17 protein-coding genes and 1 pseudogene are annotated in these 20797 nt (G+C 73.0%); 7 read left to right on the top strand and 11 right to left on the bottom strand.

Features of this window, described 5'->3' with window-relative positions; translation table 11 throughout:
* Positions 1-21 precede the first annotated feature (21 nt).
* The 3 genes from Q0D57_RS11350 to Q0D57_RS11340 all read left to right on the top strand — a co-directional run bounded on the left by Q0D57_RS11350 (position 22) and on the right by Q0D57_RS11340 (position 3165).
* A complete protein-coding gene (locus tag Q0D57_RS11350; protein WP_291043374.1) occupies positions 22-1137 on the top strand; it encodes a DUF2092 domain-containing protein in 1116 nt (371 codons plus the stop codon).
* 158 nt (positions 1138-1295) lie between these two features.
* On the top strand, positions 1296-2318 hold the full coding sequence (locus Q0D57_RS11345) for an ABC transporter ATP-binding protein (protein ID WP_291043411.1): 1023 nt from the start codon (positions 1296-1298) through the stop codon (positions 2316-2318).
* 13 nt (positions 2319-2331) lie between these two features.
* Positions 2332-3165: an ABC transporter permease subunit gene (locus Q0D57_RS11340; RefSeq protein WP_291043408.1), complete on the top strand. Its 834-nt coding sequence runs from the start codon at positions 2332-2334 to the stop codon at positions 3163-3165.
* A 92-nt stretch (positions 3166-3257) separates the two neighbouring features.
* Here the strand turns inward: Q0D57_RS11340 and Q0D57_RS11335 are convergent, their stop codons facing one another.
* From Q0D57_RS11335 to Q0D57_RS11325, 3 genes are all read right to left on the bottom strand, one after another.
* Entirely contained in the window at positions 3258-4280 is a 1023-nt protein-coding gene (locus Q0D57_RS11335) for an LLM class flavin-dependent oxidoreductase (protein ID WP_291043405.1), read from the bottom strand.
* A gap of 174 nt (positions 4281-4454) precedes the next feature.
* On the bottom strand, positions 4455-5453 hold the full coding sequence (locus Q0D57_RS11330) for a glutathione S-transferase C-terminal domain-containing protein (protein ID WP_291043370.1): 999 nt from the start codon (positions 5451-5453) through the stop codon (positions 4455-4457).
* 83 nt (positions 5454-5536) lie between these two features.
* Positions 5537-6478, bottom strand: a complete 942-nt coding sequence (locus tag Q0D57_RS11325) for a linear amide C-N hydrolase (RefSeq protein ID WP_291043367.1) — start codon at positions 6476-6478, stop codon at positions 5537-5539.
* Positions 6479-6924: 446 nt separating this feature from the next.
* On the opposite strand from Q0D57_RS11325, the gene Q0D57_RS11320 reads away from it, so the two are divergent.
* Positions 6925-8142 carry an MFS transporter gene (locus Q0D57_RS11320; protein WP_291043365.1) on the top strand — a complete coding sequence of 406 codons (1218 nt, stop codon included), beginning with the start codon at positions 6925-6927 and terminating at the stop codon, positions 8140-8142.
* Positions 8143-8186: 44 nt separating this feature from the next.
* Positions 8187-8810, top strand: a complete 624-nt coding sequence (locus Q0D57_RS11315; RefSeq protein WP_291043362.1) for a hypothetical protein — start codon at positions 8187-8189, stop codon at positions 8808-8810.
* Here Q0D57_RS11315 and Q0D57_RS11310 read toward each other — a convergent pair.
* From Q0D57_RS11310 to Q0D57_RS11300, 3 genes are read right to left on the bottom strand one after another with little or no spacing between them, the layout of a single operon-like run.
* Positions 8807-10693 carry a S9 family peptidase gene (locus Q0D57_RS11310; protein WP_291043360.1) on the bottom strand — a complete coding sequence of 629 codons (1887 nt, stop codon included), beginning with the start codon at positions 10691-10693 and terminating at the stop codon, positions 8807-8809. The genes Q0D57_RS11315 and Q0D57_RS11310 overlap by 4 nt on opposite strands.
* Positions 10690-12480, bottom strand: a complete 1791-nt coding sequence (locus Q0D57_RS11305; RefSeq protein ID WP_291043357.1) for an N-acetylglutaminylglutamine amidotransferase — start codon at positions 12478-12480, stop codon at positions 10690-10692. The genes Q0D57_RS11310 and Q0D57_RS11305 overlap by 4 nt, the downstream gene beginning before the upstream one ends.
* A 1-nt stretch (position 12481) precedes the next feature.
* Positions 12482-15115, bottom strand: coding sequence for a glutamate--cysteine ligase (locus Q0D57_RS11300; protein WP_291043354.1), 2634 nt, complete (start codon positions 15113-15115; stop codon positions 12482-12484).
* Positions 15116-15366: 251 nt separating this feature from the next.
* Between Q0D57_RS11300 and Q0D57_RS11295 the strand changes: the two genes are divergently transcribed.
* Positions 15367-16155: a glycosyltransferase family 2 protein gene (locus tag Q0D57_RS11295; RefSeq protein WP_291043351.1), complete on the top strand. Its 789-nt coding sequence runs from the start codon at positions 15367-15369 to the stop codon at positions 16153-16155.
* On the opposite strand, the gene Q0D57_RS11290 is transcribed toward Q0D57_RS11295, so the two are convergent.
* The 4 genes from Q0D57_RS11290 to Q0D57_RS11275 form a co-directional block, all read right to left on the bottom strand.
* Positions 16091-16711: a hypothetical protein gene (locus Q0D57_RS11290; protein WP_291043348.1), complete on the bottom strand. Its 621-nt coding sequence runs from the start codon at positions 16709-16711 to the stop codon at positions 16091-16093. The genes Q0D57_RS11295 and Q0D57_RS11290 overlap by 65 nt on opposite strands.
* Positions 16712-16803: 92 nt before the next feature.
* On the bottom strand, positions 16804-17646 hold the full coding sequence (locus tag Q0D57_RS11285) for an endonuclease/exonuclease/phosphatase family protein (protein ID WP_291043345.1): 843 nt from the start codon (positions 17644-17646) through the stop codon (positions 16804-16806).
* Positions 17643-18491, bottom strand: coding sequence for a putative protein N(5)-glutamine methyltransferase (locus Q0D57_RS11280; protein ID WP_291043342.1), 849 nt, complete (start codon positions 18489-18491; stop codon positions 17643-17645). Before Q0D57_RS11280 ends, Q0D57_RS11285 begins: the two co-directional genes overlap by 4 nt.
* Positions 18488-18853 (bottom strand): MmcQ/YjbR family DNA-binding protein, encoded by a 366-nt coding sequence (locus Q0D57_RS11275; protein WP_291043338.1) that lies wholly within the window; start codon positions 18851-18853, stop codon positions 18488-18490. Before Q0D57_RS11275 ends, Q0D57_RS11280 begins: the two co-directional genes overlap by 4 nt.
* Before the next feature lie 119 nt (positions 18854-18972).
* On the opposite strand from Q0D57_RS11275, the gene Q0D57_RS11270 reads away from it, so the two are divergent.
* On the top strand, positions 18973-20589 hold the full coding sequence (locus Q0D57_RS11270; RefSeq protein WP_291043334.1) for a PucR family transcriptional regulator: 1617 nt from the start codon (positions 18973-18975) through the stop codon (positions 20587-20589).
* A gap of 83 nt (positions 20590-20672) precedes the next feature.
* Here Q0D57_RS11270 and Q0D57_RS11265 read toward each other — a convergent pair.
* Positions 20673-20797, bottom strand: a pseudogene (locus tag Q0D57_RS11265) (IS481 family transposase); the annotation flags it as partial.

The raw sequence follows: 20797 nt of genomic DNA, 5'->3' as shown, positions 1-20797 counted from the left end.
CCCCCTTGAGAGAAGCTGCTCGTGAACCGCACCTGGCATCGCTGGATCCCCGCCGTCGCCGTGCCTGCAGTGGTCGTCGCCGTCGCCGTCACAGGTGGCGTCGCGGCCACGGCCTCCGCCGACCTGCCGGAGAAGACGCCGCAGGAGGTGCTGGCGCTGGTCGGCTCGTCCGAGGTCGAGGCGTTCTCCGGAACGCTCGAGCAGAGCTCCGACCTGGGGCTGCCGGATGTCTCCGCCCTGTCGAGCGGTTCCGGGGCGTCGGATGATTCAGGCGCAGCCGTGTCCAGCGCTCTCGAGCTCGCCACGGGCAGCCACACCGCCCGCATCTACGTCGATGGGCCCGAGCGGCTGCGCGTGCAGGTGCTCGACACGCTCGCCGAGCGCGACGCGGTGCGGAACGGCGACGACCTCTGGCTCTACGACTCCGACGAGCAGAGCGCCGTGCACGCCACCCTCCCGTCGCACGACGGCGGCGCGACGCCGGAGGGCTCGTTCCCCGGAGCCGACGGAACGGTCCCCACGCCCGACGAGCTCGCTTCGCGCTTCCTGGACTCGGTCGATCCGTCGACGGATGTCTCGCTCGGCTCCGAGCAGACGGTCGCGGGTCGCGACGCCTACTCGCTCGTGCTGACCCCGCGCACCGATGACACCCTGGTCGGCTCGGTCACGATCGCCGTCGACGCCGAGACGGGCATGCCCCTCGAGGTGCAGGTCTTCGCGCGCGGTGCATCCAGCGCGGCATTCGAGGTGGGCTTCACCGATCTATCGCTCGACACGCCCTCCGCAGACCTGTTCGACTTCACGCCCCCTGCCGGAACCGAGGTGACGGAGAAGGAGCTCGACGCTCCCGGTCACGACGGCACCGGCACGGATGACGACGCGAGCGATGCCGCGGGCCACCAGGACCGCGAGCCCACCGTCACGGGCGAGGGCTGGAGCTCGATCGTGGAGACGGCCCTCGGCGGCGATCTCACCGAGATCACCTCGAACCCCCTGTTCTCGCAGCTCGCCACCCCCGTCGAAGGCGGCAGCGTGCTGCAGACGGCGCTCGTCTCCGTGCTGCTCACCGACGACGGCCGACTGCTCGCCGGAGCGGTCCCGGCCGAGCTCCTGCAGCAGGCCGCGGCGGCCGAGTGACCGATCCGGCCGCTCGCGCCGCTCCGGTTGCGCCGGCCGATGCGGCAGCGCCCGCAGGTCCGGCCCTCCGCGCCGATCCTCTCGGCCACGTCGATCCGGTCGCTTCCACCACCCCGGCTGCCTCGGCCGCGCCAGACACCGACCCCGCCGAATTCGCCATCCGCACCACGGGCCTGACGAAGCGGTTCGGGCGCTCCACGGTGGTCGACGGCATCGACCTCGCGGTGCCGCGGGGGTCGGTCTTCGGCTTCCTCGGCCCGAACGGATCGGGCAAGACCACCACCATCCGCATGCTCCTCGGGCTCGCATCCGCCTCGTCGGGTGAGGTGCGCGTGCTCGGGCACGAGATGCCGTCGAACCTCGCGCGGGTGCTCCCCGCGGTGGGCGCGCTGATCGAGGGTCCGGGCTTCTACCCCTTCCTCTCCGGCCGCGCCAACCTGCACCGGCTTGACAGCGCCGACGGCTTCGCGTCAGCATCCACCCGGAAGGCCCGGGTCGAGCGCGCCCTCGACCGGGTCGGCCTGTCCTCCGCGGCCGGCAAGAAGGTCCGCGCCTACTCGCTCGGCATGAAGCAGCGCCTCGGCATCGCCAACGCCCTCCTCACCCCGCGCGAACTGATCGTGCTCGACGAGCCCACCAACGGCCTCGACCCGCAGGGCACGCGCGAGGTGCGCACCCTCATCCGCTCGCTCGCCGCCGAGGGCACCACGGTGTTCGTCTCGAGCCACCTGCTCTCCGAGATCGAGCAGATGTGCTCGCACGTCGCGGTGATGCGCGCTGGCCGTCTCGTGGCCCAGGGCGCTCTCGACGACCTGCGCGGAGCCGGCCGCACCCACCTCCGCCTCACGGTGGCGACACCGGATGCTCCGACCGCGGCGGCCACGCTCTCCCGGCTCGGCGTGCGCCAGGCTCCCGCTCCCGCTCCCGCTCCGGCTCCGGCGACGTTCGAGGCGTCCCACCCCGCAGACCGCACCACCACCGACCCTGGCATCCACCCCGCCCCGGACCCCGCCGAGAGCACTCCGCTCGAGGGGGAACTCCCCGAGACCGTCCCGGCCGAGGCCGTCGTCGCGGCCCTCGTGGCCGACGGGGTGCGCGTGCGCGGCTTCGCGGTCGAGCGCGCCTCGCTCGAAGACCTCTTCGTCGAGCTGACCGGAGAGGGGTTCGACGTTGTCCAGTGACACCACCGCTCCCGTGCGCCCCCGCCGGGCTCTCGGCTGGGGCTTCTTCCTCTCCGAGCTCTCGGTGCTCTTCCGCCGGCGCCGCACCTGGGCCATGCTCCTCGCGCTCGCCGCCGTGCCCGTGCTGATCGCCGTCGCCATCCGCCTCACCGACGACGGGAACGGCGGGGGTGGTGGCCCGGCCTTCCTCGACCGCATCACCCAGAACGGGCTCTTCGTGGGCGTGACCGCTCTCGTCGTCGCCATACCCCTGTTCCTCCCGCTCACGGTCGGAGTGGTGGCGGGCGACTCCATCGCGGGCGAGGCCGGCACCGGCACGCTGCGCTACCTGCTCGTGTCGCCGGTGGGGCGCATCCGTCTGCTCGTCGTCAAGTTCGCCGCGGCCGCCGTCTTCTGCCTTGCGGCCACCCTCACCGTGTCGATCGCCGGCATCCTGATCGGGCTCGCACTCTTCCCGGTGGGCCCCGTCGCCCTCGTTTCCGGCGACACCGTGAGCGTCGGCGAATCGCTGCTGCGCTCCCTGCTCATCGCGCTCTACATCACCCTCGGACTGCTCGGGCTCTCCGCCATCGGCCTGTTCATCTCGACGCTCACGGATGCACCGGTCGGCGCGATGGCCGCCACGGTCGTGGTGTCGATCGTGGCGCAGGTGGTGGGGCAGCTCTCGCAGCTCGAGTGGCTGCATCCGTGGCTCTTCACCTACCACTGGCTCGATTTCGCCGACCTGCTGCGGCAGCCGATCGAGTGGTCGTCGTTCGGCGCCAACGCCGTGCTGCAGCTGGCCTACGTCGCGGTCTTCGGAGCGCTCGCCTACGGTCGCTTCGCGACGAAGGACATCCTCTCGTAGCTCGCGATCGGCCCCGGGTAGCGCCAGCTGCTCAGAACCTCCCACGGGGTAGCGCCAACTGCGCCAAGAACGCGGTTTTCGCGCAGTTGGCGCTACCCGGCACGGCCCGGCCCCCAGCCGAGCAACGGCGCCAGCTGCTCCGCGATGTCGTGCAGGAGCTGCACATAGTCCTCGGGCTCGAACGAGAACGGCAGCGCGAACGCGACCTCCTCCACCGCCCGGAACGTCGGATCGGCCAGCAGCGCCTCGGCGATGTCGGCGGAGGGCCCGACGAGATCGGCGGCGAACAGCATCCGCTTCGGACCGTGCGGAACGCCCACGCGGCCGGCCCGGGACGCGACGTACGCGGCGTACCGCTCTTTCTGCGCCGGGGTCGCCGAGTCGGTCGGGATCACGACGAGCCCCTGCGAGACCCGCGCCCGGTCACCGAGCGGATGCGCCGCGTGGTACTCCTGCACCTGTCGCCACTGGTTCTCGGCGAAGTCGTCGCCGTGCTCGCCCTGCACCACGCTCGAAGTGAGCAGGTGGAACCCGTTCTCGCCCGCCCAGCGCGCCGACGCGAGACTCCCGGCGCCGTACCAGAGGCGGGAGGCGAGCCCGGCCGAGTGCGGCTGCACGGTGTTCGCGAACACCTCGATGCCGCGGGTGGGTGCCTCCTCCAGCACGGCGTCACCCCGCACGAACCCGCGGAAGCGCAGGAGCCGCTCGTAGCCGAACTGCTCCTGCTCGTGCGTGTCGGGGTAGATCGCGTCGCGGAAGAGGTCGAGGTTCATCGGCGTGCCGGCCGAGAAGCCCGGGTTGATGCGGCCGTGGGAGAGGAGGTCGACGGTCGCGAGGTCCTCCGCGAGCCGGAACGGGTTCTCGAGGCCGATCGGCACCACCGCGGTGCCGAGCTCGATGCGCGTCGTGCGCTGCGACGCCGCCGCCATCACCGCCACGGGCGACGAGATGCCGTGCTGCAGGTGCCGCGATCGCAGCCAGGCGCTGTCGAAGCCGAGGCGCTCGCCGAGGGCGATCGACTCGAGCGTGGCCTCGTGGCCCGCGACCGGGTCGGCGGGGTCGAACACCCCGATCGTGAGGAACCCGAGTCGGCGCAGCGGGCGATTCGCGGGCAGTTCGCTCATCCGTTCAGCCTAGGGTCTCCACCCCGCCCCTCAGCCCGCCCCGACTTGACAGTAGTTGCGCGCAAAAGCCCCGACTTGGCACATCTTGTGTCAAGTCGACGGGTTTGGGCGCAACTACTGTCAAGTCGGAGGAGTCAGGTCGGCGCGGGCGAGTGCGAGGCGCGGTCAGGCCGCCGCGAGGGGCGGCACGCGCTCGGTCGCGGGCGGCGGGGGCGGCGGGGTGCCGTCGCCGAAGGGACGGCCGCCGAGCTGCTCGCGGTGGTGCGGCGTGAGCCAGCCCCGCGGATCCGGACCGAGGGGCACCACCCCGGTCGGATTGATGTCGCGGTGCACCTTGTAGTAGTGGTCCTTGATCTGGCCGAAGTCGATCGTGTCGCCGAAGCCCGGCGTCTGGAAGAGGTCGCGCGCGTAGGCCCACAGCACCGGCATCTCGCTGAGCTTCGACCGGTTGCACTTGAAGTGCCCGTGGTAGACGGCGTCGAAGCGCGCGAGGGTCGTGAACAGGCGCACGTCGGCCTCGGTGATGGTGTCGCCCACGAGGTAGCGCTGCGACGTCAGCCGGGCGGTGAGGGCGTCGAGCCGGGAGAACAGCCGCTCGTACGCCCGCTCGTAGGCCTCCTGCGATCCGGCGAACCCGGCGCGGTAGACGCCGTTGTTCACGTCGCGGAAGACGCCGTCGTTGACCTCGTCGATCTCGGCCCGGAGCGCATCCGGATAGAGGTCGGGCGCCCCCGCACGGTGGAAGGCTCCCCACTCGGTGGAGAAGTCGAGCGTGATCTGGGGATAGTCGTTCGTGACCACGCGCCCGGTCGGCACGTCGACGATCGCCGGCACCGTGATGCCGCGCGGGTAGTCGCGGAACCGCGCGAAGTAGGCCTCCTGCAGTCGCGAGATGCCCAGCACCGGATCGACGCCACCCGGGTCGAGGTCGAAGGTCCAGCTGCGCTCGTCGTGCGTGGGGCCGGGGAGCCCGAGCGAGATGGCATCCTCGAGTCCGAGCAGCCGGCGCACGATGACCGTGCGGTTCGCCCAGGGGCACGCGCGCGCCGCCACCAGCCGGTAGCGGCCGGCCTCCACGGGCCAGCCGTCGCGGGCGTCGCGGGTGATGCGGTCCTCGATGTAGTTGGTGTCGCGGTCGAACTCTCCGGGCTGCACGTAGCTCATGCTCCGACCCTACGCGCGGCACCCGAACGCGCACCCAGGCGGGCAAGCCCAGCCGCGCGAGCCCAGCCGCGCCACCCCCAGCCTCAGTACGCCAGCGCCGCCCGCTCCAGCCGCCCCGACGACTCCCCCACGAGAGACGGGTCCCGCGGATCCAGCCGCAGCACCTCCGTGCCGTCGGCGATCGCGTCCATCCCGATCCAGAACACGCTCGGGCTCTCGGTGGCCCCGAAGTAGTAGTAGCGGTTCGTGAGGTCGGCGCCCGCGTGCCACCAGGTGGGGTAGACCCCGCCGTCGTCGTAGGGCGCGCCGAACGGCACCGACACGTTCGAGATGAGCTGGAACACCCGCGCCACGGCCTGCTCGGCGGTGTCGGGCTGCGGCAGGTGGTGCAGGAAGTAGGCGGCCCGCACGAACCGGTCGCTCGACGTGATGTCGCCGGGCGGCGGGAGCTCGCCGCCGAAGGAGCGGTAGCGCTTCAGGTTCTGCAGCTGCAGGTCGAGGGCGGGCGAGTTGGCCATGACCGTGAACTCCCGGCCGTGGTGCACCACGAGACGCCCGTCGAGCGGCTCGACGACCGCGGAGTCGCCGCTGGCATCCTCGAGGGCGATGTGGATGCCGAGCTCCTGCCCACGGAACAGCGGCGACGTGATCCGGATCTCGTCGATCCGCTCCACCGCCTCGGCCACCGTGGCGAAGTTGTCGAGCAGGTACTGCACCCACAGCGCGTTCGCCACGGCGGGCCGCCCGTCGGCATCCGGGAACGACACGTCCTCGGGGTTGAGGTAGAGCGCGTGCGCCGCGAACCCCTTCTCGTTCATGCCGTCGACCGAGCCGACGCCCCACATGCTCACGACCACGCTCGAGTAGGTCGAGGTCCAGCGGAGGGCCTCAGGATCGGGACCGCCCGTCCGCGCGGTGCCGCGCGGCACGAACCACAGCTCGGGCTCGTCGCTCACCGCCCAGTCCATGCATCTGCTCACAGCTTTGGCGCCATCGCCACGATTCCAGAAGATCCGAGTGCACATGCTCGGATGCTAGCGGCTCCCGGCATCCATCCGGCCGCCCGCACAGCACCTGTGCACCCAAGGATTTGCTCAGGTCTTGCTCAAGACCAGCCACCGAAAACGGCACTCCGAGGCCTCGAGAACAGCTCCGGATGCGCGCACGCGGCACACAAAAGTCCTGGTCGAGAGTAGAAATGACGAAACCGGCTCGTTCCGCCCGCGCCGCGGGAAAGTTATCCACAAGCCCGATTCCGCACCATCGACGAACCGCACCTGCGCCGGTAATGTCTCACTCGACCCGGACCGGTCCCACGGAGACACCCCTCCGTGCGGTCCGCGACATCGAATCCGATGTCGTTCGTGTGATGCGCGTGGCATACCCCGAGCACCCCCGATGCTCGCCACGCGCATCACACACTTTCCCCCCTCGCGACATCTCCCCTCACCGGGTCGCCTACGCTTGACCGGTGACCCGCCGCACCTCCCTCCGACAGCTCGTCTGGGGTCGAGGAGCCGGCCTCCCGCGCGACGTCCTGGTGCTCGGCGTGGTGGCCTTCTTCGTGATGCTCGGCTTCGGCGTCGTCATCCCCGTGCTCCCCGTCTACGTGCGGAGCTTCGGCGTGGGCTACCTCGAGGTGGGCGCCGTCGTCTCCGTCTTCGCGGTCATGCGGCTCGTGGCCAACCCCTTCGTGGGGCGGCTCGTCGACCTCGCGGGCGAACGCGTCATCCTCGCCATCGGAATCGGCATCGTGGCACTCTCGAGCGCGCTCGTCGGCCTCGCCGACAGCTACCTGCAGGTGCTGCTCCTCCGCGGCGCGGGCGGCATCGGATCGGCCATGTTCTCGGTGGCCGCCATGACGCTGCTGCTGGCCTCCTCCGATCCGTCGATCCGGGGCCGGGCCGTGGGCTTCTACCAGGGTGGGTTCCTCATCGGCGGCATGGCAGGACCCGCGGTCGGCGGCCTCCTCTCGGGCATCTCGCTGCACGCCCCGTTCTTCTTCTACGCCGGCACGCTCGTGGTGGCGGGCGGCGTGGGCCTCGCCCTCCTCCGCCGGCACGACCGCAGCGAGGTGAAGAGCGCGGAGCCGGCCCGCTCGTTCCGCGAGGTGCTGCGCGACCGCCGCTACCAGGCCGCGCTGCTCGCGAACCTCGCGCAGGGCTGGTCGGCCATGGGCGTGCGCACCGCCCTCATCCCCGTGCTCGTGGTCGAGAGCCTCCGTGGCGAGCCCGCCTGGACGGGCATCGCGTTCGCCGTGGCGGCCGTGGTGCAGACCCTCGCGCTCGTGCCGGCGGGACGGTTCGTCGACACCGTGGGGCGGCGGCCGGCCATCGTGGCCTCGTTCGCGGTGGGCGCGGTGGTCATGATCGCGATCCCGTTCGTCGACTCGCTCTGGCTCCTGATCGTGCTGCTCTCGATCTACGGCGCGGCCGCCGCGTTCATGGGCACCGCTCCCGCGGCCTCCGTGGGCGACGCCGCGGGCGGACGTGGCGGTCAGCCCGTGGCGGTGTTCCAGGCGGTGGCCGATGCCGGGGCCATCGTGGGGCCGCTCGCCGCCGGGCTGCTGGTGGATGCGTTCGGGTTCCCGGCGGCGTTCGGCTCGGCGTTCGTGCTCATGGCGGCCGCGTCGCTCTTCGCGCTGCGCATGCCGCGCCGGTTCGCGAAAGCTACCACCACGGCCTCCTGACCGCTCGGAGGGGGCATCGACCTTCGGTCACTACCGTGCTGGGCATGATCTCGAAGCACAGTGCTACGACGAGGACGGCTGCGGGCAGGGCGGCGATCAGCAGGGCGGCCAGGGCCGGAGGAACGATCGCCGTGGCGGCGGCGCTCCTCACGGCGAGCGGATGCGCCGCCGAGGCCGAGGCGCCAGGCACCCCGGCGGCCGGCGGATCGCAGACCGCGACCCCGACGAGCACCCCCACGCCCGATCCGACCGCAGCCGGCGAAGCCCAGGCCGAGGAGGCCGCTGCGGCCGAGGAGGCGCAGCTCCCCTTCGAGGCCGAGGGCATCCGCGACTGGGCGCAGGCCGCCGTGCCGGACGCCGACTCCGAGGGCTTCGCCTCCGCCTTCTCCGGCTGGATGAGCGAGCACACCGCCAAGAACCACCGGAGCACCGACAACAGCGCCGAGGCGGGCTCCTACGTCGTGCAGATCGCCTGCCGCGGAGACGGCACCATCACGGTCGAGACGTCGACGCTCGACGGGCAGCCCACGTCCGATCCGGTCGTCTGCCAGAACAGCACGATCGCCTTCGACGCGACCACCCCCACCGAAGGCCTCGTGACCGAGCTCGCGCTCGAGGGTGCGCCCACGATCTACGCGCTCTCGTTCCAGCACGCCCCCGCGGGCTAACCGCCCACCCCCAGCGCATCCGCCAGGAACGCCCGCATCGTCTCGATCAGCTCGAGCCGCGACGACGCGCGGCGATACTCGTGCCCCTCGCCCTCGAGCTCGAGGTACGCCACGCGCCGATCCAGGGCCCGCAGCGCCGCCACGATGCGGTGCGCCTCCCCGATCGGCACGTTGGTGTCGAGCTCGCCGTGCACGACGAGCAGCGGCACCCGGATGCGCTCGGCCTGCTCGAGCGGGGAGATCGACCTCAAGAACTCGCGGTCGTCATCCGGATGCCCGTACTTCGTCACCGCGGCCGCCGCGATCCAGGGCTCCGTCTCCTCGTAGAAGTGCAGCAGGTGCGACATGCCGCAGATGTCGACCCCCGCCGCGAAGACGCCGGGGGTGAACGCCAGGGCCGCGAGCGTGAGGTAGCCGCCGTACGACCGGCCCGTCACGGCCATGCGGTCGGGAGCGGCGACGCCGATCTCGACGAGGTGCCTGGCGGCGGCGGTCACGTCGTCGAACGCACCCTGCCGGCCGTGCACGTCGTCAGCGTGCACGAACTCGCGGCCGAAGCCCGAGGAGCCGCGCACGTTGGGCGCGAAGACGGCCACACCCGAGGCCGCGAGCGCCTGGTGCTGCGGGCTGAAGGTGGGCCGCTCCTGCGACTCCGGGCCGCCGTGCAGGTGCAGCATCGCCGCTCCCGGCACCTCGGGCGGCTCGGGCGAGCGCAGCAGCCACGGCCCGGTGGGGGAGGAGACGGCGGTGCTCTCGGGCACGCCGTAGAGCCAGCCGGTGATCTCGAGGCCGTCGCGCGAGCGGTAGCGCTCGAGGGTGGGCACCACGAGCCGCACGGGCGGCAGCTCGGGCACGGCCGTCACCCGCGTCCAGGCGAAGCCCGCGGTGTCGAGCCGCCAGAGCTCGCGTGGCCGCTGCGGCCCCTCCACGGCGAGCAGCACGCTGCTGCCGTCGCGGCTGAGCACGGGGCTCGTGGCGACGGCGCCAGGGAGGCCGGGCACGGGCTCGAACCGCCCGCTCGCCGTGTCGTAGAGCTCGAGCTCGCTGCGCCCCTCCACGTTCCAGACCAGCAGCAGCAGCCGGCCCTCGTCGTCGGCGTCGAGGGCCTCGAGCTCGGCGTCGGGCCGCTCGGCGAGCACGCGCGGCGGCCGCGACCAGTCGGCGGGGTCGACGGGGTAGGCGATGAGCTGGTGCCTCGGCAGCCCCACTTCGGTCGCCGCGTAGACCATGCCGGGCGCCGACTCGCCGGGAGGGGAGGGGCGGATGAAGGCGACCTCGGTGGCCCCCGTGGCCGGGTGCGGCATCACGGGGTGGTCGTCGTCGGTCTCCCTGTCGACGACCACGCAGAACTCGTGCCCGCGCGGACCGTCGCGCATCACGAGCATCCGCTCATGGGCCGAGAGGTCGAGCACGTGGATGAGGTCGCCCACCGCGAGCAGGTCGAGCTCACCGGATGCGGGGTCGGCCAGATAGGCGCGGGTGGGCTCGCCGGGCTCGGCCGAGGGCACGGTCACGACCACGCGATGCCCGCTCCTCGTCCACGGCCCCAGCTCGGCGTGCCGCTCGCGCGGGCCCGAGACGCGCTTGGCGTCGGTGCCGTCGGGCCGCACGACCCAGACCTGGGTGCGCACGCCGCCGTCGGTCGCCACCGCGCAGGCGAGCCAGGCGCTGTCGGCCGACCAGCTGACCGCGATCACGGGGTCGTCGCCGAACGACACCCGCCTGGCCTCGGGCAGGTCGGTCGCGCCTGGCGCCGGCACGTCCTGCACCCAGACCTCCGGCGACCCGCCGCGGTCGCTGATGAACGCCACGCGGTCGGCATCCGGGGTCATCGACGGCCCCCAGCTGCCCCAGGCGGCCACGAGCTGCTCGGCGAGGCTCATCGGACTCCGTGCTCCTGCAGCCACATCTCCAGCAGCGCGAGCTGCCAGAGGGCGTTCGAGCCGAGCGTGGTGCGGGTGGTGTTGGGGTCGGCGAGGAGGGCCTCGACGGTGCCGCCGTCGAACAGCGCGCGGTCGCGGGCCGCCGGATCGGTGAGGGCGGCGCGCACGCGCTCGAGGTAGGGCCCCTCGAGCTGGCGGATGGCGGGCACCGGGAAGTAGCCCTTGGTGCGGTCGATCACCTCGTCGGGCACGATGCCGCGGCTCGCGCGCTTGAGCACGCCCTTGCCGCCGTCGCTGAGCTTCAGCTCGGGCGGGATCGCGGCCACGAGCTCCACGAACTCGTGGTCGAGAAAAGGCACCCGCGCCTCGAGGCCCCACGCCATGGTCATGTTGTCGACGCGCTTGACCGGATCGTCGACGAGCATGACCGTGGTGTCGTTGCGGAGCGCGGCGTCGACGGCCGTCTCCGCTCCGGGCTCGGCGAACCGGCGGCGGATGAACGCGGTGGGGGCGTCGACCGGGGCGCCCTCGAGCCAGGCCGGGTTCAGCAGCCGGGTGAGCTCGGGCCAGCGGCGGTCGAAGAACACTCGCGAGTACGCCTCCACGGCGTCGGCGCGCGGCACGTCTGCGAGCGGCGGGTACCAGTCGTAGCCGCCGAGCACCTCGTCGGCGCCCTGGCCCGACTGCACCACCTTGACCGACTTCGAGACGTCCTCCGAGAGCAGGTGGAAGGCCACGCAGTCGTGGCTGACCATCGGCTCGCTCATCGCGGAGACCGTGGCGTCGATGCCCGGCAGCAGCCGCGAGCTGTCGATGGGGATGCGGTGGTGGTCGGTGCCGAAGCGCTCCGCCACGAGGCTCGAGTACTCGAACTCGTCGCCGGACTCGCCGCCGGCCGAGTCGAAGCCGATGCTGAAGGTCTGCAGCCCGCTCTGCCCGGCCTCGGCCAGCAGCGCCACCACGAGGCTCGAGTCGATGCCGCCCGAGAGCAGCACGCCCACCGGCACGTCCGAGACCATGCGGCGCTCGACCGCGGTGCGGAGGCTCGCGATCACGGCCTCCCGCCAGTCGCGGTCGCTCCAGCCCACCCGCGCCGGGTCGCGCTCGAAGTCGGCCCGCCAGTACACGTGCTCGGTCGACGAGCCGTCGGGCTCGATGCGGCGCACGGTCGCGGGCGGGAGCTTGCGCACCCCCGCGAGGATCGTGAGGGGCGCGGGCACCACGGAGTGGAAGGTCAGGTAGTGCTGCAGCGCCTCCCGGTCGATCGAGGTGTCGACGCCGCCGCCCTCGAGCAGTGCGGGGAGGGTGGAGGCGAAGCGGAGCCGGCCGGAGCCCTCGACGAGGTAGAGCGGCTTGATGCCCAGGCGGTCGCGCGCGAGCATCGCGCGGCCCGACGCGTGCTCCACGATCACGAACGCGAACATGCCGAGGAGGTGGCTGACGCAGTCCATGCCCCATTCGGCATACGCCTTGCCGATGACCTCGGTGTCCGAGGTGGAGAAGAAGCGGTGCCCCTTGCCCTCGAGCTCGGCGCGGAGCTCCCGGTGGTTGTAGATGCAGCCGTTGAACGCGATCGTGAGGCCGAGCGCCGAGTCGACCATGGGCTGGGCGCCGGCGGCGCTGAGGTCGATGATCGAGAGCCGGCGGTGCCCGAGGGCGGCGGGGCCGTTCGACCACAGTCCCGTGCCGTCGGGCCCGCGGTGGCGCTGGCAGGCGGTCATGCGGTCGACGGCACCGAGATCGGCGCTCGACCCGTCGAACCGGAGCTCACCGGCGAATCCGCACATCTCAGACCTCCTCGTCCGGATCGCCGTCGGCGGCGGAGAGGGTCTCCGATGCCACGATCCAGGTGTCCTTGGCCCCGCCTCCGCGGGACGAGTTGACGACCATGCTCCCCGCCGGTGCCACCCGGGTGAGCGCGAGCGGAGCCACCACGAAGCCGTCGGGCGACCCGGGGGAGGCGTAGACGAACACGCGCAGGTCGACGTGGCGCGGTTCGAGCACACCGCCCCGTGCCCCGTCGATGCCGGCACCGGCCTCCGAGGAGGTGGCCCGCGAGAACGTCGGATGCGACGACAGCGGCACGACCTCCTGCGCCACCCAGGCGTCGGGGTCGGCGGCGATCGCGGCCCGCCGCTCGGCCACGACGGCGGCACCGGCGGCGGGGCCGATCAGCACGCCCTCGCCGCCGTGCCCGTCGACGGGCTTCGTGACGAGTTCGCCCACCCGCTCGAGCACGGCCCGCCGTTCCGCCTCGTCGCTCGTGCGGTAGGTGGGCACCTGCTCGAGCAGCTGCCGCTCGTCGAGGTAGTAGCCGATCAGGGTGGGCACGTTGCAGTACATCGCCTTGTCGTCGGCCACCCCGTTGCCCGGGGCGTTCGCGAGGCGCACCCGGCCGGCGGCGGCGACCTGCATGATCTGCTCGCCGATCCGGGTGCCCCGCGAGTCCACGGCGTCCGGGAGCTCGCCGTCGAGGCGCAGGTAGAGCGCGTCGAGGGCCGTGCCCGTGGCGGCCTCGACCACCCGCCCGCCCGAGACCTCGACGTCGTCGAGGCCGAGCAGCCGGAGACCGGCGCCCTCCGCGAGCGCGCGGTGCTCGAACCAGGCGCCACTCGCGGGGCCCGAAGAAAGGAGCGCAGCGGAGAGGAGGGCGGCGGAGAGGAGGGCGGCGGAACCCGTCGTCCCGCCCCCCGAGACCGCCTCGCGCAGGAGGTCGAAGGTGCCGCCGGGTGTGAGCATCCGCTCCGGTCGGGGCACGCCCGGAGCCACCTCGTCCATGAGCGAGCGGATGGCGATCGCGTACGCGGCGCCGCTCGGGTTCCGCAGGTTGTCCTCGAGCACGCGCCAGCCGCCGAACTCGTTGCGCACGAGGTCGAAGCCGATCACGGCCGAGCGGAGCGACCCCGGCGGGAGTGCTCGGCCGCCGTCGTGCCAGCCGGGCGCCCCCTCGACGGTGCGCCGCGGGATGACCCCGTCGCGCAGGATCCGCTGCTCGCCGTAGACGTCGCCGAGGAAGGCCTCGAGCGCCCGTGCGCGCTGCAGCACTCCCGCGCTGATGGCCGCCCACTCGTGACTGTTCAGCACGCGCGGCACGAGGTCGACGGCGAAGGGGCGCGGACCGTCGGCGGCGGCGAAGGTGAGCTCGTGCTCGTCGATCCAGGTCTCGGCGGCGGTCAGCCGCTCGGCCACCAGGCCCTCGGGGAGGTTCTCGAAGTAGCCCACGATCTCCTCGTAGGCGGGGCGCGGGCGCGATCCTGGCCCCACGGCCTCGTCGCCGGCGCGGCTCGGGTAGGTGCGGAGTGCCGGAACGCCCGGCGGGATGCCCGACGCGGGGCCCTGGGTCTCCTCCACCACGAGCTTCACCACCTCAGCCAGCTCGCCGCGCTCGGCGAACGCTGCCCGCTGCCGGTCGGCCGAGTTGCCGCGTGCGAGAAGCGTCAACGCGAGCTCCACCACCTCGTCGTAGTCGCCGAGCTCCTCGAGCTGGGGCCGCAGGCGCCGGATGAGGTGGCGCACCGCGTGCGCGGCGGCCGTGGGGCGCGGGTGCTGCGTGTCGTCGAGCAGGTCGCCCGTGAGCCCGCTGCGCGCGGCCTGCCACATGGCGGCGCGATGGATCGGCTCGGCGACGGCGACGATCGGCCGGCCGGCCTCGATGTCGAGCTCGGCGGCGCGCACGCTCGCCCGGAACAGCCCGGCGATGAGCACGGCGTCGTCGACGATGGGGCAGGCGTCGCACACCCGGAGCTCCAGGGTGGGGGCGTGCGACGAGGGGCGCACCTCGAAGTACGCCATCTTCGAATCGGCGATGACGCCCGTGGCGATGAGGTCGCCGAGCAGCTCGTCGTACTCGGCGGCGCTCGAGAGCGGGCCGGTGGAGCCTGCGCTCGGCCAGCGCTGCCAGATGATCGAGCGGATGCTCGAGTAGCCGGTGTCGGCGCCGTTCCAGTAGGGCGAGCTCGCCGAGAGGGCGAGCAGCACGGGAAGATCGCGGGAGACCCGCTGGGCGATGTCGACGGCGAGGTCGCGATCCGAGACCCCGACGTGGATCTGGGTGCCGCAGATCAGCTGCTCGTCGACGAGCATCCGGTACTGCTCCTGCATGCGGCCGTAGCGGCCGGTGCTCGTGAGCTCGAAGTCGGCGAACTCCGAGCGCGGGGCGGTGCCGACGCACGCGATCCCGATGCCGTCGGGCGAGGCGGCGTCGATCACGCCCCTCCGCAGCCGCAGCAGCTCCTGCCGCAGGCCGTCGAGGCTCGTGACCACGTCGGTGTTCGTCTCGACCGTCGTGCGCTGGATCTCGGCCGAGTAGCTGCCGGCGGGCAGCCTCGACAGGATCTGCGGTGCCCGCGCCGAGAGCTTCCCGCTCTCGAGATCGATCAGGTGGAGCTCTTCTTCCGCGCCCAGCGTCAACTCCGCAGCCATGCCGCACACCCTACGGCGACCGATGCCCGGTCGGCGAGGTTTCGCCCACGATCAGCAGGCGGGCCGGCCGAGCGAGCGCCCCGGATGTCCACTGGTATCCTGAAGTCGACGACAAGGAGAGCACATGGCTGAGCTGCTGTACGCGCTGCTGGGACTGATCACCCTGGGCGGAGTCATCACGGGGCTCGCTGCGCTCATCGCGATCGTGCGCTCCCCCTACGACAGCTAGGCGCACCGGACACGTCGTCGCCATGACCGATCGTCCTCCGATCTCGGTGGTCATCCCGGTGAAGGATGACGCCGAGCATCTCGAGCGCTGCCTCGCCGCCCTCGCCCGCCAGACGGTCGCGCCGAGCGAGATCGTGGTGGTCGACAACGTCTCCTCGGACGCCTCGGGCGGTCTCGCTCTCGACCGGGGTGCGCGCGTGGTGTGCGAGCAGCGGCCGGGCATCCCGGCCACCGCCTCCACCGGCTACGACGAGGCCGAGGGCGAGATCATCGCCAGGCTCGACGCCGACAGCATCCCCTCCGATGACTGGATCGAGCGGATCGGCGACCGCTTCCGCGATCAGCCCGACCTCGCCGCCGTCACGGGTGGCGCCGCCTTCTCCGGTCTGCCGCGCAGCATCGGCCGGGCCGGCGCGGCGCTCTACCTGGGCGCCTACCACCTGAGCCTCGCCCCGGCGCTCGGGCACGTGCCGCTGTTCGGCTCGAACTTCGCCATGCGCCGGAGCGCCTGGCAGCGGGTCTCCGGCACCGTGCACCGGCAGGATCCCGAGCTGCACGACGACCTCGACCTCGCGTTCCACCTCGGGGTGCGGGGGCGCATCCGCTACGCGCGGGGCCTCACGGTGCAGATCTCGGCGAGGCCCTTCACCGAGGCGGGAACGCTGCCCACCCGCTTCCGGCGCGGCTTCCGCACGGTGCTCGCGCACTGGCCGCGGGAGCTGCCGTGGCTGCGCTGGTCGCGGAAGGTCATCCGCCGGCATCCTCGTCTCGCCGCAGCAGTCGCACCCGAGCGAGCACGACTCCGGCCATGACCGCGCCGAGCCCGCCCACCGCCATGTCGCCGATCGTGTCGTCGTACTCCACGAAGATCTCCGAGCTGATGAACGCGTGCCCGAACCATTCGACCATCTCCCAGAGCGCGCTCACGGCGAGGCCGAGTGCCGCCGTGAGCACGACGGCGGTGGCCTGGGCGGGTCGGGCCTGGGCAGGGCGGGCCTGGGCGGATCCGGCCCGGGCGGGGGGCGGCACGATGCCGAGCTCCGCGAGCAGCAGGTAGAGCATCAGCGCGATCACGGCCGTGCAGGTCAGGTGCACCACGACGTCCCACCACGCCACGCTCGTGTAGAGGTCGAGCACGTTGCTCCAGCCGGCCACGAGCAGCACGCCGCTGTAGACGAGGTCGAACCCCGCCCGCACCCCGAGCAGCCGGGGGAGGAGGAGTCCGGGCAGCACGAAGGCCAGCACTCCGGCGTCGGTGGGGCCGAAGAAGACCGCCGCCACGACGACGCCGATGCCGGCGAGCACCCGGAGGGCGTCGGCGGCGAGTTCGGCGGGGCCGCTCGGTGGGCGGAGGAACCGGTCGACCATGCGGCGGCCGGGGCTGCGGGGCCCTGTCCCCGGCCCTGGCCCCGTCCCGGCGCCTGTCTCTGTCCCGGATCCAGAGCCGGGTCTCATGCCGGTCATGCCGGATCCGCCAGCCGCACGACGGCATGCACGGGCAGGTGGTCCGAGGCCCACGCGCCGCCGGGCCGACGCGTGCCGATGCCGACGCGGTCGACCTCGACGCCCGCCGAGACCGCGATCCAGTCGATGCGCTTGCGCCCCCGGCGGCGCTCGCGGTAGTTGGGGAAGGTTCCCCAGTCGGCCGTGAGGCGCCTGCCGGCCGCGCGCCAGGCATCCTGCAGCACGCCGTTCGCGAAGAGCGCCGTCAGCGGGGCCGTGCCCTCGCCGCTGTTGAGGTCGCCCGTGACCACGGTGGGCAGTCCGCTCGACGCCACCGACTCCCGGATGACCTCGGCGGCCCGCACCCTCGACCGGCGCGAGATGTGGTCGAGGTGCGTGTTGATCGCGACGAAGCGGATGCCCGTGGCGCGGTCGGTGAACTCGGCGCGCACGAGGGTGCGCGGCGTGTGGTTGCCCCACGATCTCGAGCCGGGCACATCCGGGGTGTCGGAGAGCGCCTCCTGCGACCAGCGGCGGAGCTCGAGCCGGGTGCCGTCGTAGTAGAGCGGGCAGCCCTCGCCCTGGCCGTCGGCGTCGCGGCCGTGCCCGATCCGCAGGTAGTCAGGGCCGAGCGCGGCGCTGAGCGCGCGATCCTGGCCGGGCAGCACCTCCTGGGTTCCGAGCACGGTCGGCCGCTCGGTGGCGAGAATCGTGGTGAGGGCCGGCACCCGCACGCCCCAGCGGTCGGCGCTGCGAGGCCCGATGGCGGGGCCGAGGCTCGGCAGGCGGCGGCGGATGTTGAAGCTCATCACATGCAGCTCGGGCGGCTGCACGGGCCCGACGAGTGCGCGGTCGGTCATGCTCCGAGCCTAGAGCGAGCGGTGCCCGGCCGCTCGGCCACCACCACCGTCGCGTCGAAGGCGGCCGATCGGCGGATGCGGGTGGTGAGACCCGCATCGGCCAGCAGGCCCTCGGTCCGCTTGGCCTGGGAGCGGCTCGTCTCGATCAGGAGGCGGGCGCCGGGAGCCAGCCAGTGCGGTGCCTCCCGGGCAATGCGGCGGTGCAGGTCGAGCCCGTCGTCGCCGCCGTCGAGTGCGACGTGGGCCTCGTGCAGCCGGGCCTCCGGCGGCATGGTGCGGATGGCGTCGGTGGGCACGTAGGGCGCGTTCACGACGAGCACGTCGACCCGCCCCGCGAGCCGAGCGGGGAGCGGCTCGAACAGATCGCCTTCGAGCACACGACCCGCGCCGAGGTTCTGCTGCGCGCTCGCCACCGCGGCCGGATCGAGATCGGAGGCCCACAGCTCCAGGGGCTCCGGGGAGCGGGCCAGGATCGCCGCCCCCACCGCTCCCGTTCCGCAGCACAGGTCGACGACCACCGCGCCCGGCCGCACGAACGGCACGGCAGAGGCCACCAGGAAGACGGTGCGGCGCCGGGGCACGAAGACGCCGGGGCCGACCGCGATGCGGAGACCGTCGAACTCCGCCCAGCCGAGCAGGTGCTCGAGCGGCTCGCCGGCCACGCGGCGCCGCACGAGCTGCTCGAGCGCGGTGGAGCTGCGGGCGCCCTCCTCCGCGCCGGCCTCCTCTGCGCTGGCCTCCTCTGCGCTGGCCTCGAGGAGCAGCCGCGCCTCGTCCTCGGCGAAAACGCAGCCGGCGGCCCTCAGGCGCGCGACGATCGTCTCGAACGGCAGCGCCGCGCTCATCCGGCGTCGGGGGAGCCCGGGTGCTCCCGGGAGGCCGCCTCGAGCAGCCGCTTCGTGGCGCGGGCCTCCCACGCCTCCTGCAGCAGCTCGGCGAGCTCGGCGGGCGCGATCCGCTCGGGGCGCACGAGCACGCTCGAGTGGCCGTCGTAGTGGGGGGTGGTGAAGAAGACCGACGGATCGCGCTGCAGGAGCGCCTCCCGCTCGCCGAGGTCGGCCCGCCAGCAGACGAGCACGCCCGGCTGGTCGTGCACGCGCGCGAACATCGTCCGGCCCACGTAGAACGCGGGCGTGCCGTAGGCCGTGCGCTCCTCCGTGGCAGGAAGGGCGAGCGCCAGCCGCCGCACGTCGTCCTCGTCGCTCATGCCACCTCCGGTTGCTCGAGGCAACTCCGCTCGCTCGAGCCTGGCCCCACCCTAGCCCTCGGCCGGTGGACGCCTCGGTAGGCTTGGAGGCCTGAGCTGTCGGCGCGGAAGGAGCGGCCATGCCCCCGAGCGTGCGGAGTCTGCTGCGGGATCCGCGGTTCCGGCTCGAGCTCGCGCCGGGCCCGTGGCGGGAGGGCGACGAGCGGCTCGAGGCGTCGATCACGTGGGCGCACAGCTCCGATCTGGCTGACCCGACGCCGTGGCTCGACGAGGGCCAGCTCCTGTTGACCGACGGCGCCCAGTTCGCGGTCGAGGTGCGGGGCGCCGCCGGCCCTCACGCCGCTGCGCCCCTGCATGCCACTGCGCCCCCGCACGCCACGGGTGCCGATCGTGCCCTCCCCGACGGCGCCCGCGACCCCGAGCGCGCCTACGTGGACCGCCTGAAGGCCCGCGGCATCCGGGCCCTCGGCTTCGCCACCGGTGTCGTGCACGACGAGGTGCCGCCCGCCCTCGTGGAGGCCTGCGCCGCCACGGAGCTCCCGCTGCTCGTGATGGACGAACGCACGCCCTTCATCGGCATCGTGCGCTCGATCGCCGACACGATCGCCGAGGAGCAGCGCGAGCGGCTCGAGTGGTCGCTCGACGCCCAGCGCGCCGTCGCCCGTGCCGCGCTCCGCGTCGACGGCCTCGGCGCCATCCTGCTCGAGCTCTCGCGCCGGCTCGACTGCTGGGTGGCGCTGTTCGACTCGGCCGGCACCGTGCTGCGCGTCCCCGGCCTCCGCGGCGTGCCCTCCGACCTCGCCGACGTCGTGGCGGAGGCGGTGACGTCTGCGCTCGGCCGGGGCTCGCGGGCCGGGCTCAGCATCATCGAGGCGGGCGGCGGCATCTCGCTGCAGACGCTCGGCCAGCGCGGGCGGCTGCGGGGAGTGCTCGCCGTGGGCGCCTCCGAGCCCCTCGACGCCGCGGGGAACGACCTCGTGGCGAGCGTGATCGGGCTCGCGAGCATCGCCCTCGAGCAGCGCCGCGGCCTCGATGCGGCCAGGCGGCGCCTTCGCACAGGGCTCTTCGAGCTCGTGCTCTCCGGCGTCGTCGACGTGGCCGACCGCACCGCCGTGGGCCTCTGGGGGCCGCTGCCGCCCGAGCCCGTGCGGCTCGCGACCGTGGTGGGGGAGGTGCACGGCCAGGCGCTGCTCGACGAGCTCGAGCTGCAGGCCGACGAGAACAGCGGTCGCCTGTTCTTCGCCGAGCGCGACGACGAGATCCTCATCGTCACCCCGCACGACGACCTCGCGGCCTCCCAGGCCCTGCTCGCCCGGCACGGGCTCGCGGCGGGCGTCTCGGGCCCGGTGCCGTGGCACGAGCTCGCGCGGGGCCTCGGCGAGGCCAGGCACGCGGCCGGCAGCGTCACGCGCGAGAACTCCGTGGTGCTCTTCGAGCAGCTGGCCGAGCAGGGCATGCACGGCCTGCTCGTGGCCTCGGGCGGCGACCGGGTGGCGAGGCGGATGCTGCAGCCGCTGATCGACCTGCCCCCGGCCGAGCGCGACACGGCGCTCACGACCCTGCGGGTGTGGCTGCAGCACAACGGCGCGTGGGATCCGGCCGCGCGCGAGCTCGGCACCCACCGCCACACCCTGCGCAACCGGGTGCGCGCGGCCGAGACCCTGCTGGGCCTCGACCTCGACACCTTCGCGGCCCGCACCGAGCTCTGGTCGGCCCTCCAGCTCGCGACCCCCTGAGACCTCCCACGAGTGGGCAGTTTCTGCGCGAATTCGTGCGCTTTGGGGCCGAAACCGCCCACTCGTGGGAGGGGCGCCCTGCTCTAGTTGTGATGCCCAGGTAGGTTGTTGAGTCTGCTGATGGGTGGGGCTCCGATTGCGGAGTGGAATCTGTGTTGATTGTAGAAGTGCAGCCAACTCGGGAGTGCTTCACGGCGTTCAGTTTCTG

The organism is Herbiconiux sp. (assembly GCF_023264895.1).
Lineage (GTDB): Bacteria > Actinomycetota > Actinomycetes > Actinomycetales > Microbacteriaceae > Herbiconiux.
This window is presented reverse-complemented; position numbering and strand designations above follow the sequence as displayed.

What these genes read in the sequence shown, in the direction of transcription:
- Q0D57_RS11300 (WP_291043354.1), bottom strand. Translation starts at nt 15,115, where the DNA reads ATGGCTGCGGAGTTGACGCTGGGCGCGGAAGAAGAGCTCCACCTGATC.
- Q0D57_RS11310 (WP_291043360.1), bottom strand. Translation starts at nt 10,693, where the DNA reads ATGAGCCTCGCCGAGCAGCTCGTGGCCGCCTGGGGCAGCTGGGGGCCG.
- Q0D57_RS11290 (WP_291043348.1), bottom strand. Translation starts at nt 16,711, where the DNA reads ATGGTCGACCGGTTCCTCCGCCCACCGAGCGGCCCCGCCGAACTCGCC.
- Q0D57_RS11315 (WP_291043362.1), top strand. Translation starts at nt 8,187, where the DNA reads ATGATCTCGAAGCACAGTGCTACGACGAGGACGGCTGCGGGCAGGGCG.
- Q0D57_RS11295 (WP_291043351.1), top strand. Translation starts at nt 15,367, where the DNA reads ATGACCGATCGTCCTCCGATCTCGGTGGTCATCCCGGTGAAGGATGAC.
- Q0D57_RS11280 (WP_291043342.1), bottom strand. Translation starts at nt 18,491, where the DNA reads ATGAGCGCGGCGCTGCCGTTCGAGACGATCGTCGCGCGCCTGAGGGCC.
- Q0D57_RS11305 (WP_291043357.1), bottom strand. Translation starts at nt 12,480, where the DNA reads ATGTGCGGATTCGCCGGTGAGCTCCGGTTCGACGGGTCGAGCGCCGAT.
- Q0D57_RS11285 (WP_291043345.1), bottom strand. Translation starts at nt 17,646, where the DNA reads ATGACCGACCGCGCACTCGTCGGGCCCGTGCAGCCGCCCGAGCTGCAT.
- Q0D57_RS11275 (WP_291043338.1), bottom strand. Translation starts at nt 18,853, where the DNA reads ATGAGCGACGAGGACGACGTGCGGCGGCTGGCGCTCGCCCTTCCTGCC.
- Q0D57_RS11330 (WP_291043370.1), bottom strand. Translation starts at nt 5,453, where the DNA reads ATGAGCTACGTGCAGCCCGGAGAGTTCGACCGCGACACCAACTACATC.
- Q0D57_RS11325 (WP_291043367.1), bottom strand. Translation starts at nt 6,478, where the DNA reads ATGTGCACTCGGATCTTCTGGAATCGTGGCGATGGCGCCAAAGCTGTG.
- Q0D57_RS11270 (WP_291043334.1), top strand. Translation starts at nt 18,973, where the DNA reads ATGCCCCCGAGCGTGCGGAGTCTGCTGCGGGATCCGCGGTTCCGGCTC.